The organism is Sphingobium soli (assembly GCF_020782245.1).
GTDB lineage: Bacteria > Pseudomonadota > Alphaproteobacteria > Sphingomonadales > Sphingomonadaceae > Sphingobium > Sphingobium soli.
Map to the genome: position 1 here is coordinate 278,395 of NZ_JAJGNP010000003.1, position 13,738 is coordinate 292,132.

The 13,738-nt window shown below is 60.0% G+C and carries 11 protein-coding genes; 4 read left to right on the forward strand and 7 right to left on the reverse strand.

What is annotated here, in order from left to right; all coding sequences use genetic code 11:
- Positions 1-566 precede the first annotated feature (566 nt).
- From LL253_RS06075 to LL253_RS06100, 6 genes are read right to left on the reverse strand one after another with little or no spacing between them, the layout of a single operon-like run.
- Complete coding sequence (locus LL253_RS06075) at positions 567-1,667, reverse strand: alpha/beta hydrolase family protein (RefSeq protein ID WP_228226551.1); 1,101 nt, start codon at positions 1,665-1,667, stop codon at positions 567-569.
- Positions 1,609-2,640 (reverse strand): NAD(P)-dependent alcohol dehydrogenase, encoded by a 1,032-nt coding sequence (locus tag LL253_RS06080; RefSeq protein WP_228226552.1) that lies wholly within the window; start codon positions 2,638-2,640, stop codon positions 1,609-1,611. The genes LL253_RS06075 and LL253_RS06080 overlap by 59 nt, the downstream gene beginning before the upstream one ends.
- Positions 2,641-4,179, reverse strand: a complete 1,539-nt coding sequence (locus tag LL253_RS06085) for an MFS transporter (RefSeq protein WP_228226553.1) — start codon at positions 4,177-4,179, stop codon at positions 2,641-2,643.
- Positions 4,176-4,979, reverse strand: a complete 804-nt coding sequence (locus tag LL253_RS06090; protein ID WP_228226554.1) for an SDR family oxidoreductase — start codon at positions 4,977-4,979, stop codon at positions 4,176-4,178. Before LL253_RS06090 ends, LL253_RS06085 begins: the two co-directional genes overlap by 4 nt.
- Positions 4,980-4,989: 10 nt before the next feature.
- Positions 4,990-5,766 (reverse strand): SDR family NAD(P)-dependent oxidoreductase, encoded by a 777-nt coding sequence (locus LL253_RS06095; protein ID WP_323133405.1) that lies wholly within the window; start codon positions 5,764-5,766, stop codon positions 4,990-4,992.
- Positions 5,767-5,807: 41 nt separating this feature from the next.
- On the reverse strand, positions 5,808-6,653 hold the full coding sequence (locus tag LL253_RS06100) for an SDR family NAD(P)-dependent oxidoreductase (RefSeq protein ID WP_228226555.1): 846 nt from the start codon (positions 6,651-6,653) through the stop codon (positions 5,808-5,810).
- Positions 6,654-6,904: 251 nt separating this feature from the next.
- Between LL253_RS06100 and LL253_RS06105 the strand changes: the two genes are divergently transcribed.
- Positions 6,905-7,942 carry an NADP-dependent oxidoreductase gene (locus LL253_RS06105; protein WP_228226556.1) on the forward strand — a complete coding sequence of 346 codons (1,038 nt, stop codon included), beginning with the start codon at positions 6,905-6,907 and terminating at the stop codon, positions 7,940-7,942.
- Between the two features lie 170 nt (positions 7,943-8,112).
- Here the strand turns inward: LL253_RS06105 and LL253_RS06110 are convergent, their stop codons facing one another.
- Positions 8,113-8,712, reverse strand: a complete 600-nt coding sequence (locus tag LL253_RS06110; RefSeq protein WP_228226557.1) for a TetR/AcrR family transcriptional regulator — start codon at positions 8,710-8,712, stop codon at positions 8,113-8,115.
- A 488-nt stretch (positions 8,713-9,200) separates the two neighbouring features.
- Between LL253_RS06110 and LL253_RS06115 the strand changes: the two genes are divergently transcribed.
- The 3 genes from LL253_RS06115 (at position 9,201) to LL253_RS06125 (ending at position 13,737) form a co-directional block, all read left to right on the forward strand.
- Entirely contained in the window at positions 9,201-11,561 is a 2,361-nt protein-coding gene (locus LL253_RS06115) for a TonB-dependent receptor (protein WP_228226558.1), read from the forward strand.
- A gap of 65 nt (positions 11,562-11,626) precedes the next feature.
- Positions 11,627-12,412, forward strand: coding sequence for an SDR family NAD(P)-dependent oxidoreductase (locus LL253_RS06120; RefSeq protein WP_228226559.1), 786 nt, complete (start codon positions 11,627-11,629; stop codon positions 12,410-12,412).
- Between the two features lie 56 nt (positions 12,413-12,468).
- A complete protein-coding gene (locus tag LL253_RS06125; protein WP_228226560.1) occupies positions 12,469-13,737 on the forward strand; it encodes an LLM class flavin-dependent oxidoreductase in 1,269 nt (422 codons plus the stop codon).
- The last annotated feature ends 1 nt before the right edge of the window (position 13,738 follow it).

Below are 13,738 nucleotides of genomic sequence, written 5' to 3' on the forward strand. Positions count from 1 at the left end.
CGGCCACGCATGCCTTAAATCTACCCAATAAAGTGATCATCTTTTTGGATGATAACTTGAATTATACTTCATCAATGGTTGGATTATCGTTGATGGCGATGCCATCATCAAAAACGAACCTTTGATGCCGCATAAATCGACATTGTCGAACCGCGACTGTTTTTACTGAAACGTGTTAAAGTTTTCTATCCCCGCTTTGATGGTGCTGTCAAGTGGATGATTCGGCTCTTGTTGGATCTTTCAGCCAGCGCATCGGCGATCTGGAACGCCCAGGGACCCCAGTGCCCCCACCTCACAGCGGAAGGGGGCATGACATGGCTGCCAACAGGATCGCGCCCATTTCGCGAGCGGCGGTGAAAACGGTGCTGAGCGGCGAAGTCGGTGCTCAGCCTACAGGTCGTTCGAGGGAATGCGGAGGGCAAAGGCCGATGGTGAATAGTGACCCAGGCAAACCTGATGCCACTTCAGGCCAGCAGCCCACCCGCGAGAGGAGCCGAGGGGCCAGGAGTCCTGTCTTCCGATTGGCGGCGCGAGCGCTATGGAACAGGCCGCATCAATGGGTCCACTCAGCAGGTGGCCAGCACATTGTTCGGCCAGGGAAGCTTGCGGTCCTTCAGCCAGTCAAGCGTATCCTTCCAGAAGCCGCTCTCATGATATGCGCGGAAGAGGTCGAAATGACCGATGGTCGCGCGCCCCAGATCGTGGGGCGAGAGCAGGACCGCGGTGCGCTCAGCGTTTCGATAGTAAGAGAGCGTTCGGCATATGGCAGGCACCGTGCCCAACGGATCGTCGGAAACGGCGACTGCCAGGATGCGTCCCCTGACCGCCGCCATTCGTTCAAGCACCGCTTCCCGATCTCCTCTGGGATGGCTGCGCTCAAAGCGCGCCCCCCGGAAACTCCATTCATTGGCGACGCCGGCGGGGAGATCCTCGAGCCAGCCGAGGCGCTTGCCCGGAAAGTAACCGAGGAGGGCCGTCAGGACGGGCATGACCAGATGCCATTTGAGAAGCAGCCCGGCGCGTTGGCGAGGGGCATAGTCGCCCCACCAGGCATATTGAGCGCCTACCGTCAGCATTCGCTCGATCTGATCGCCGGATTCTGCCAGGCCGGGGATAAAGCCGCCAATGCTGTGGCCGACAACCTTGAGGGGACTGTCCGGACGGCGCGCTCGCGTGAAGCGGAGGACGGCATCGAAGTCCAGTTCACCCCAGTCTCGCCAGCGATAACCGCAATCCTGCAACCGTTGAGGCCGTGATAGACCAATACCGCGATAATCGTAGGTTATGACGTCGAACCCATGGGATGCGAGGAACCGGGCGTATCGGTGATAATAGCGAGCCACCACGCCCGTTGCGGGATTGATGATAACGCTACCTCCTTCCTGCCCCCCCCCCCCCCCTGCGGTCCAGAGGTGACCGGCAAGCCTGGTATCGTCCTTGCAGAGGATCTCGATGCGTTCTTCTTCAACAGGGGTCATTCGGGCCGAATAATGTGATCGCTCGGCAATGTATATTCGACCTCGGTTGGGTGAGCCTCGCAAAATTGATACCGGCCTGAGGATGACGAGCGACAGGCGATCGCACGTCCGATGCCGCCTCCGGCCGCTTTCAGGGCAGGAGAACAGCCCGGCCTTCGATGCGGCCTTCGCGCAGGCGTTGATAGACATCCACCGCATTCTCCAGCGGGAACGTTTCGACCGCCGCCCTGATGTGGCCCGATTCGGCCAAGGCGATGACTTCGATCAGTTCCGTCCGCGAACCCCAATAGGGGATGCTGAACTCACAGCCGAAGGGCGGCATGTTAGGGGAATAATGCAGCGTCCCGCCTGCCAAGCCGACCACTGAGATCCGGCTCGCCCTTCCCACGATACGGCTGCATAGATCGATTGTCGGTTGCGCCCCTACAAAATCAAGTGCGACGGTAACGCCACGTTCTCCAACCAGGTCAGCGATCTCCTCGGCAGCGAGAGCCCCATCCTGCGTGTTTATAGTCCGCTCGACTCCCAACTGTCGTGCATGAGCGAGTTTAGCTTCATCAATGTCGCACGCGATCAAACGGGCCGACGTTAGTGCTTTCAATATCTGAACGGCTATATGACCGAGACCGCCGATACCCAGCACGACCACGGTTGCATCGGGCGTGAGCAGTGGCAGCGCAGCCTTGATTGCATGATAGGGTGTAAGGGCAGCGTCGCTTAGTGGCGCTGCCATGGCAGGGTTCAGCTTACCCAGGGGAACAAGCAGGCGGGGGGAGGGAACGATCATGTATTCGGCCATGCCGCCGTCCGAACCCAGCCCTCCGCCGTAGGAGGGAATGCTGGCGTGACGCTCACAATAATTTTCGGCGGACGTCTGGCATTGGTGGCAGAGACCGCATCCCCACGGCCCATAGACTGCAACCGGCTCACCTTCCTTCCAGCCCGTCACGCCCTGGCCGAGCGCGGCCACCCATCCGGCATTCTCGTGACCCAACGTGAAAGGACCGGGGATGCCGATGCCGTGATCCAGAACATGCAAGTCGGAATGGCACACACCGGCTCCCGCTATTTTGACGAGGATCTCTCCAGGCCCGAGCGCGGGCTTCGGCACGTCGAGAATTTCAGGCGGGCGTCCTTCCTCGATAAAGCGGACAGCTTTCATTTATCGTTCCTTGATGGAATCCAGGGATAGCGCATGGTCGATCGCCGTCGCCGGCTGCCGCAGATCCTGCGCTGTCCGATCAGCGTCCCCTCTACGGGCAATAGCATAGGCGAGAATCGTCGTCAGGCCGGACAGGATGATCATGACCAGGAACGTGAGCGAAAAGGCCGCGCCGCTTGGGAAATGCGTGGTCGGGTCCGTTGGGCTGCTGACGGTGTCACTCGCGAGCAGCACCGCTACCATTTGGGCGCCGGCCGCCGTCGCCAGAGCGCGAAGAACAGTCATCATCCCCAGCGCTTCGCTGGTGCGGTCGGTAGGCACGGCAGCAATCAGGATGGGTGGCCCGGCCGCATAGAGCATGGTGGTGCCGATGGTGATGAAGCTGAAGCCGAACGTGACGATGGCGAGGCTGTCATGCCATCGCGCCGTGAACAGAAAGCCGGCGGTCATCACAAGACCAGAAAGGATCATAACCGCTCGTCCGCCAATACGTTGAACCAGCATGCCACCTAACGGCGCTGCCGCTAGCGACAGGATTGCGGCGGGTATGGTGGCCAAGCCCGCCGCCTTGGCGGACACGCCGAGGCCGATCCCTGTGAAGGCAGGGGTCTGCATGAGCATCGACATGAGCAATATGACCTGGAATGCTCCGAACGAAGCGCAGATATAGACGATATTGATGATCAGCACCTGCTTGCGCGCGAAAAGGCGCAGGTCGATCAATGGCTGTGGCGTGCGCAAGCTGTGCCGCACCCAAAACAGGGCGAGGAGGATGCTGCCGGCCAAAATTCCGATCAGCGCGGGGTTTGTCCAACCCCAGCTCCGCAGATTGCTGACCACGAACAGCGTGCCGGCGATGGATGGAACGCTCAGCCAGATGCTGATCATGTCCACCGGGCCGCTATCCTTGCCGCGAGGCCCCGCTGGCACGAAGAGCGCCAGCGCAGACCAGGCCAGGGCGGTTCCGATCACGCCAAGGGCAAATACCGCGCGCCATCCATATAGGTCGGCGGCCCAGCCTCCCAGCAGCATGGCCGACAAGGTGCCCGATGCCACGGCTGACAAGACGATCCCTATCGACAGCGGCAGGCGCGCGGGACTGACACATTCGCGCAGGATGCCGAAGGAGAGCGCCATGGCGGCCAGGTGAAGGCCCTGGAGCGCGCGGCCCAGTAGAACGAGCGGATAGAAATCCGTCGCGGCGCCGATGGCCAACCCCAGACCGCCAATGCCCAAAACGACGAGCAGTACCCGCTTGCGACCGAACATATCGCCGAAGCGAGCGGCGACAGGGGTCGCGGCAGCACCCACCAGCAGGAACAGCGTCACCAGCCAACCGATCGAGACCGGATCGCCAAAGGCGGCGATCAACGAGCGTGTCGCCGCATAGGTCATCGAGGAGCCAAAGGCTGCGATCGTTTCCGAAAGCCAAAGGGCGCCAATGAGGGGAATGAGCGGAACACGCTTCACGGGTTCCGCTGTTCCGGTCGGTAGTGGACCTGCGTCCATGACCGTGCTGGCGTCATCTTGGGCCGTCACCACGCCGTCCATCCACCATCGACGATCAGTTCCGATCCGGTCATGAAGCTGGAATCCTCGGATGCCAGAAAGGCGGCGACGCCGGCGACTTCCTCGGGCTCCCCAAGCCGACCCATGGGGGTCTTGCCCTCGAGCGTCGCCATCAGGTCGGTGAGCGCTCCGGATTCGCCGGCTGTTTCGCGTGTTCGAGCCTCCCCCAGAGCCATTTCCGTGCGGATGAAGCCCGGATGGATGGAATTGACCCGGACCGGCCGTTGCGCGGTCGCGAATTCGACCGCGGTTGCCTTCGCGAGCAGCCGGACGGCGCCCTTGCTCGCATTGTAGGCGGCTGTCTCGGCATAGCCTACCAGCCCAAGGATCGAGGACAGGACAACGATGCTTGATCCACCGCGCCGCCCCGCTCCGCTTTCCACAAGCAGGTTCGTCATTGACCGGATGCCAAGGAACACGCCATCCGCGTTCACCGCCATGATGCGACGCCATTCGGCCAGCTCGACGTCGGTCGTCGCGCCGCCGCTGGCGACGCCGGCGTTAAGGACAAGGATATCCAGGCCTTGCCCTGCCTCGCGCAGGCGTTGCTCGGCCGCCCGCCATTCCGTCTCGTCGGTGACGTCGAGATGGAAATAGCGCAGCTCGTTGCCGAGCCGGCCCAGGGCCGAGAGCACAGGCGGCGTGCCCTCCTGCGCGATATCCGTTACCCATACCGTGGCTCCCTCGGCGACATAGCGCTGCGCAATCGCAAGGCCGATGCCCCCTAGGCCTCCGGTGACTAGCGCGACGCGCCCTTCCAGATTTCCCATCGAATGTACCTCAGCCGGTGAACTGGCCGCCGGCCGGGTGCAGGGTCTGGCCCGTCATGAAGCTGCTCTCATCGCAGGCAAGATACAGGCAGGCGTCGGCCTGCTCGCGGGGGGTGCCATTGCGGTTCATCGGCGTGATGCTCATGGCCCAGCGATAGGCGTCGCTGTCCTGGGGGACGTCCCACATGGGCGTTGTCGTGAAACCCGGCCCGACGGCGTTGATGCGGATGCCCGTCTGGGCAAGTTCCAGCGCCATTACCTTGGTTAGCATGATTACGCCGGCCTTGGAGACGCAGTAGGCGGAGGCCCCGGCCACCGGAATCCTCCCTGCGGTCGAGGCGATGTTGACGATCGAGCCGCCTGTGCCCTGCTTGAGGAGCTGCCGCGCGAGCGCGCGGGCGCTCAGCATCACGCCGGTGACATTGATGTCGATCACCTTCTGGAATTTCGCGGTGGTGAGATGGATGACATGGCCGGAATCCTGGGGGTCCACACCCTCCTTCTCATCTTCCGGGAGGGAGGCGACACCAGCGCACATCACGCCGACATCGACATGTCCGAACTGGCGCACCGCTTCGGCGATCATGTTGTCGCAGTCGGCTTCGGACGTCGTATCGACCCTGACGGCGATCGCCTTGCGGCCGAGCTTTTCCACGAGCTGGACTGTCGCATCGCCGGGCTGGAGATCCGCGACGACGATGTCGGCGCCTTCCTCGGCGAAGCGCACCGCACAAGCCTGGCCAATGCCGCTCGCGCCGCCGGTAATTACCGCGACCTTGCCCTGCAATCTATCTCCAATCATTCCCCACTCCTCTTTCGACATGTTGGTTAGTCGGTGAATTGACCCCCTGCCGGATGCAGGATCTGGCCGGTAACGAAGCTGGATTCGTCGCTGGCGAGATAGAGGCAGGCGTCTGCCACCTCTTCAGGAAGGCCCAGGCGCTTCATCGGCGTAATCGCCATGGCCATCCCAAGGGCATGGGGATCGTCTTCGATACCGGCGATAAGAGGTGTTGCCGTATAGCCTGGGCCAACTGCATTGATGCGGATGCCCGTCTGGGCGAGTTCAAGAGCCATGACCTTGGTCAGCATCCAGACGCCGGCTTTGGATACGCAATAGGGTGCGGCGCCGGCCAGAGGTATGCGGCCCGCGGTCGAAGCGACGAAGATGATCGTGCCGCCCGAGCCCTGGCGCAGCATCTGGCGCGCGCCGGCGCGCGCGGTCTGCATCACGCCCGTGACATTGACATCGATGACGCGGCGGAAATCGGCTGCCGCGAGCGTGACCACGTCGCTGGCGCCCGGTGACGCGGCGCGGCTCTGCACGTTGCTGCGGCCAGCGGCCGTCGCGATGCCGGCGGAGGCGACAATGATATTGACCGGGCCAAAAGCTTCCGCTGCCTGATCGATCAACGCCTCGCATTGCTCGGCGTTTGTGGTGTCGGTTGAAATGGCAAGGGCTGTGCCACCGATTTCTTCGACAAGAGCAACGGTTCGACGTGCGTCAGCAAGGTCGGCAATGACAATGGCGGCGCCCTCGCGGGCGAAACGCACCGCGCACGCCTGACCGATACCACTCGCTCCACCGGTGATGACGGCTACCTTGCCGGCTAACCGACCGTCGACGCGCGCCAGCCCATTAGGCTGCGCACGCACTGCGCCTTCCATACTCATCGGCACCTCTCCGTCCCCGATCGGACATAGCGACCGGGATGCCGCGCTATATTTTGACTTTAACGCGTTACAGATTACTATCGAGTCTTGGCAGGCGGATCAACCCCTTTAGGTTGTGCCGACTGAGTGGGACGTGCATCTGGCTTTCAAATGCCTGATAAAGAGCGATTTACAGCGGATTCTCGGCTGATGGTTTAAAGTTGAACCATGTTATATAATTAGAGTGGGAGGGCCTGGTCTTGAGGGAGAAAATGGACGTGATAAATCGTCGCTGGCGGCTGGCGCGCCGCCCGGAAGGGCCAGTCCGGCGCGAAGATTTCGTGCTGGACAAGGCGCCGCTGGCGCCGTCTCCGGGGCCGGGAAAATTGCTGGTGCGGCACGAACTGCTGCTTTGCGCGCCTACCATCCGCAATTGGATAAGCGGCAAGCGTGAAAGCTACTATCCCACTATCGAGATCGGTGATCCTATACTTGCACCTGCGGCAAGCCGGATTGTGGCTTCTGACGATCCGGCTTGGCCGGTGGGCGCGCTTGTCGTTGGCCTCGGCACCTGGCAGGATTATGAATGGGTAAGCCCGGAAGACCGCGGCATCCGACTTATCCCGGACGGCATATCTTCGCGTACCGCAATGGGCTTGTTCGGTATGAACGCGCTGACGGCCTATTTTGGTGTCATCGCCGTTGGGCGGGCCAGGAGGGGCGAGACATTGCTTGTTTCCGGCGCTGCCGGATCGGTAGGGGCGATGGCGGCACAATTCGGACGCATATTGGGCTGTCGGGTCGTGGGCCTGTGCGGATCGCCTGAAAAAGCTCGCTGGCTGCGCGAGGACTGCGGCATTGCTTCAGTGATCGACTATGCGCGCGAGAATGTTCCAGATCGCCTTGCGGCGCTTTGCCCCGATGGAGTGGACGTCGTGTTCGACAATGTCGGAGGTGAATTCCTTCATCAGGCGCTGGCGCACACCAACCGTCATGGACGCATCGTCCTGTGCGGCCAGATCGCCACTTATGATGTAGACGATCCATATGCGGGGCGTCCCCTCGACATGATGCGGATCATTTATGGCAGCATAAGCCTGAACGGCTTTCTGTTGAATGACTTTTCGGCCGATATTCCGGAGGCGCAGCAGAAGATCGGAGAATGGGCGAAGCAGGGCCTGCTTGCCCACCGGGAGGATTTGCGGGATGGATTCGATCGCCTCCCGGAGACGTTTATGGCGCTGTTCAGTGGCAGTAACCAAGGCACGCTGTTGGGACGAATCGCGGACGAGGAAGGGAGGGCCTTGTGAGCAAGGAGCGAAGACGGAGCGCCGTCTTCCTGAAAAGACTCCGTAGGCTCACCACCTGAAAGGCAGGGGCGTTCTTGCAAGGCCGTGCTATGCGCACAAGCCGGAATGCTGCCTATCCGGTTGAGGGGTATGTCGTCGGGAAAGTCCGGTACGGAGACAAATATGGCCGCTCAATCGGCTGTTCCGCCCGTCGTTTCCGTCAACCTTCTCAAGGTCGCATCATGGTCGGCGAAGCGAGCGAACAGTCCTGGCACGGCCTTCTTCGTGGCGACGGGAATCAGGATCAGGCTGAGGCCATAGGCGACTTCGGCGTGCATCTGTTCGAGCGTGATGTTGTCCCGGACCCAATCCAGTATCGAGCCGATCAGCATATGGATGATGTTCTTGGCCATGGCGTTGACGTTGACGTCGCTGTCAAGCAGACCGGTCGCCGCCGCCTCTGCGACGAGCTTTTCCCATGAGCGGATACGGGGCGTGATGAAGCCGTCGCTCAATGCTGAATCAGCGCTCCCGTAAATGGCGCGAAACATCGCCTGGTTGAAGACTGGACTTTCCCCGAAATGTTGCGCTGCCAGGCTTAGCGCCGCGAACATCCGTTCGACCGCGTCGACGCCGAGCGCTTCCAGTTCTGCCTCAAAAACGGCCAGATCCTCCTCATAGATGGCGGAAATGATATTCTGCCGCGATCCGAAGAGGCTGTAGGCCGTAACCACGCTGACCTCGGCCCTTTCGGCCAGCGTGCGCATGGAAAAGGAATCGTCGTGGATCATGCTCCGTGCGGCGGCCATCACCCGCGCGCGGCGCTCCCTTTTGTTGGCTTCTCGCTTGTTCATCCCACGGTCTTATGGGGTTTTTGGCAAAAATGAAACGTGTGCTTCGCCCGTAAGGCAAGTGCCACGGTGATCCGCGAAAAAATCGCCAGATGCCGGCTTGACAGCATTCTGCGAGCGGCTGTATGCCGAACCTGTAACGTGTTTAAGAAAAAAATACTGCAACATGTTACGGTATTGGCGTGGCCGATTTGCGGTTGCACCTTGAGATCGAGATGTACCTATCCCGAACTCATGTAAGAAGTGTAGATGCCAAAAATATAATGATGGTCGCAACATGACGAAAAGTGGTGAGGATGAATTGAACGCCGGGAATCCATGACTTAATGTCGAGGTATTCTATTATTACGGCCTCAAGACTGGGAGGAGATGTTATGAATAGAATGGGAATTTCTATATCGGGTGGTATTTCTCTTTTAGCATTGGCATTGTCGACATCGCCACTTTATGCACAGAGCGCACCCGTTTCCGCGACGCCTCCTCAGGCTAATGAGATTGCCCAGCCGGGTATTCAAGAGATTGTCGTCACAGCGCAAAAGCGCGCTCAGTCGATCAACAATGTCGGCATGTCGATCGCTGCGATCTCGGGGGATGCCCTGATTGAGCGCGGTATTTCGACGGCGGCCGATCTGGTCAAGACGGTTCCAGGCTTCGCCTATGCGGAGACCGCGCTGGGGGTTCCCATCTACACTTTGCGCGGCGTTGGCTTCGTCGATCAGAGTCTGTCGGCTGGTCCGACAGTGAGCGTTTATGTCGATGAAGTCCCGCTGCCCTACAGCTTCATGACCAAGGGCGCCATCTTTGATCTGGAGCGGGTTGAGGTGCTCAAGGGGCCGCAGGGCACGCTCTATGGTCAGAACTCCACGGGCGGCGCGTTCAACTATATCGCGGCCAAGCCCACCAATGATTTCTCGGCGGGCGTTGATGCCGAATATGGCCGGTTCAACACGCTCGACGTGACCGGGTTCGTCAGCGGACCGCTAAGCAGCACATTGAAAGGGCGGCTCGCCGTTCGGACGGTGCAGGGCGGCGACTGGCAAAAAAGCTACACGCGCAATGACAGGCTAGGCCGTCAGGAGCAATGGCAAGGAAGGGCATTGCTTGATTGGGAGCCGACCGATCGATTGTCCGTCCAAATCAACGCCACTGGCTGGATCGATAAGTCCGATACGATCGCGCCGCAGGTGCGCAAGATCGATCCCCAGGTGCCCGCTGGTGTGATCCCGGGGGTCGCCAACTATCCATTGCCGCCTGCTGATCCGCGCGCAGCCGACTGGACACCTGACCGTGACTATGCGCGCGATGACTGGTTTTGGATGGCGGCTGGCCGGATAAATTATGATTTGACCAATGATGTCAGACTTGTCTCGATCACGGCCTACCAGAAGTTCAGCACGAAGGCCTTTTATGACAATGATGGTTATACTTTCCTGACAGGTGATCGCTACGGTACCGGAACCGTCGAGGCATTCAGCCAGGAATTACGCGTTGAAGGGGAAAATGGGCCGATTCAGTGGATTTTGGGCGGCAACTATTCCCATCACAAGGTGCACCAGCTTTTCACTTACTATTTGAAGGACGCTTCCAACGCGCATGGCGTGTTCGCCGGCCTTGGCCCGATCGGGCCGAATGGCGAACTGGGCTTTATCGGGCCGGAGGGCCTGGACTTTGCGACGTCTAATGGCTTGAGTGACAATACGATCAAGTCCTACGCCGTTTTCGCCAATGCCGAGTGGGAGATCACGCCAAGCCTCACCTTGCAGGGCGGCCTTCGCTATACAAAGACCAACCGGGATGGCCGGAGTTGTGCTGTAGCGACGGATGCTTCAGGCGCCGCTCTCAGTCTGGGAACGCAGCAATTCTACACCAATATCGGCACCAAGACCACGCCGATCATGCCTGTTTCGCCCGGTGACTGCACGACCCTGGACGAAAATTTCAACCCGGCGCCATCGTTTGGTCGTCTGCGGGAGGACAATGTCTCATGGCGCGTGGGACTGAATTACAAGACGCCAGGGAGCACTTTGCTCTACGCAAATGTAAGCCGTGGCTATAAGGCAGGCAGCATACCAGCCTTCTCCGCTTCGACATACACTTCCAATATTCCAGTCAAGCAGGAGTCTCTGCTTGCCTACGAAGTCGGCTTCAAGGCGCCGCTATTCGGGCGCACCATGCAGCTCAATGGTGCCGCCTTCTACTATGACTATAGCGACAAGCAAATCTACGTGCTTCTTCAGGATCTGGTGTTTGGCGGCATCCAGCAACTCGTCAACATTCCCAAGTCACGTCTCCAGGGCGCGGAGCTGGAACTGGTGTGGCAGCCGGCGCGCGGCCTGAACATCAGCGCGTCCGGCACCTATCTCGACAGCAAGATCAAGGAATATACCGGCTATAATGCGGGCGGCATCTTTGCCGACTATGCGGGCGAGAGCTTCCCCTATGCCGCGAAATGGCAACTGGCCGGCGATGCCCAATATGACTTCCCGATCTCCAGCAGCATGGAAGCCTATGTCGGCGGCGCGGTGAACTATCACAGTCGTACGACTGCCGCGTTCGGCAACGATCTGCTGATCGCCGGGGGCAAGGGCAATTATGACCTTAATCCCTATGTTCTGGTCGATCTGCGGGCCGGGGTGAAGTCGCCAGACGGCAAGTGGCGTGTGGGTCTTTTTGGCCGGAACATTTTCAACAAATATTACTGGACCACGGTGGAGAAGCAGCAGGACGCGGTAATCCGCTACGCCGGCAAGCCCGCCACTTACGGCATCCAGTTGAGCACGCGGTTCTGATCAGGCGGGGGCGCTCGGCTTCGTACGCCGGTGCGCCCCGCCCAAGAATTTCCAGAGAGGGTGATATGCGGAGAGTCGAAGAAAAAGTGGCCATCATTACCGGAGGTGCCGGTGGTCTGGGCAGCGCGGCGGCGCGGCGGCTGGCGTCGGAGGGCGCGACGGTATTGATCGCAGACATCGCGGTGGATGCTGCGGAGCAAGTGGCAAATGAGATTGGCGGCGGCGCGTCCGCAGTCCATCTCGATGCCTTCGATCCGGCTTCCATCAAAGCGATGGTAGATACCGCGATTGAACGATACGGCCGGCTGGACATCCTCAACAACAATGTGGCCCATACGGGCGGCACGGGTGCCGATACCACCGTTCTCGAAACATCCATCGAGACTTGGGATCAGTCCTTCGCGGTCAATGTCCGCAGCTATTTCATCGCCACCAAGTATGCGCTCCCGCACATGCTTAAAAATGGCAACGGGTCGATCGTCAATATCGCCTCGGATTCAGGGCTTGGTGGTGATTGTGCGTTGGTTGCCTATGGGTCGTCGAAGGCGGCGGTCGTCAACTTCAGCCGCTATGTCGCCGCACAATATGGCCGTCAGGGCATTCGCTGCAACACGATCTGCCCTGGCCCCATCGCCACGCAGGCGCTTCGCGAACATGCGCCGGAAACCCTGAAGTCCACACTCAACGCCGTTTATGTGCCGGAACTCGGCGGACCGGAGCACATAGCCGCGCTCGTTGCCTATTTCGCCAGCGATGAGGCCGCCTACACCAACGGCGCGATGATCAGCTGCGACGGCGGCCTGGATGCCGTTATCACGCCGTGGATGGCGCAAGGGAAGCTCATGAACTGAGAATGTCGTCGCGACGGACGCCGCCGCGGCCTGCTAATTGAAGGAAGGATAGTCCCATGAAATTTCATTGGTTTGCGGAGGTAACATATCCGAATGTTCCGAAGGATTTCGTAGAGAGCGGAGAGCTGAACTGGGTCAAGCCCAATCCGTCGCTCTTTGACCCGCGCGAGAGCGGCGAGATGTATCGCATGTTCATCCGCCTTATGCAGGGAGCCGATAAGGTCGGGTTCGACGGGCTTGCCGTAAACGAGCACCATGCCACTGGTTTCGCGATGACGCCCTCCCCGAACCTGCTTGCGGCAAGCCTCGCCAGCACGACGGAAAATGCCGCGATCCTGGTGATCGGTAATTCGCTCGCACTGTACAACCCGCCTGTCCGGATCGCGGAGGAAATGGCCTATCTGGACTGCGTTTCGGATGGGCGCCTTATTGCCGGCTTCGTGTTTGGTACGCCGATGGACTCGGCCTTTGCCTATGGTAATCCGCCGATCGAGGTGCGTGACCGTTTCCATGAGGCGCGCAACCTCATCCTGCGCGCTTGGGAGGAGCAGGAGCCGTTCGCCTTTAACGGCAAATATACAAAGCTGCGCTATGTCGACATCCTGCCGCGACCCGTTCAAAAACGTCCTCCCGTGTGGGTTCCTGGCTCGGGCAGCGTCGAAACCTGGGATCTGGTGATCGACGAGAACTATTGTTACGGGCATTTGAGCTTTTCAGGCCTGTATTCGGCCAAGCCGACCGTCGACGCTTATTGGGAATATTGCGACAAGCGCGGCGGCGACATGAATCCGAACCGCATGGCGTTTACGCAGATCGTTTGCTGTGCGGAAACGGATGCGGAAGCGGAAGCCAAATATTATGATGCGGTCAGATATTTCTATCGCACGAATACGGTTGATCCTAACTTTGCCATGCCTCCCGGCTATTCCACGGCGAAGTCCATGCGCTCGCAAAACACCCTGATGAAGGTCGGCGAAAGCAAACTGACCCCCGAGGACAAGGCGCGTGCGGCGAGCGGGGAAATGTCGTTTTGGGAATATGATGAAAAGGGCTTCATCATTGCAGGTTCTCCCGAGCGCGTGAGCCAGCGGTTACGTGAGCTTTCCAAGGATCTGCGTATCGGTCAGCTCATCGCTTGCTGCCATGTCGGCGACCTTGCCGAAGATGTGGCTGCTGAAAATACCCGCCTCATGGGTGAGCGCGTCATCCCCACCTTGCGTGATCTGTGGTCCGAATATCCCGACCATTGGACTCCGGAAACCAGCCAGAAGCGTGTGGCGGCAATTTCGCCGGGCATCGCGCGCGCACCTGAATTTGCGAAATAAG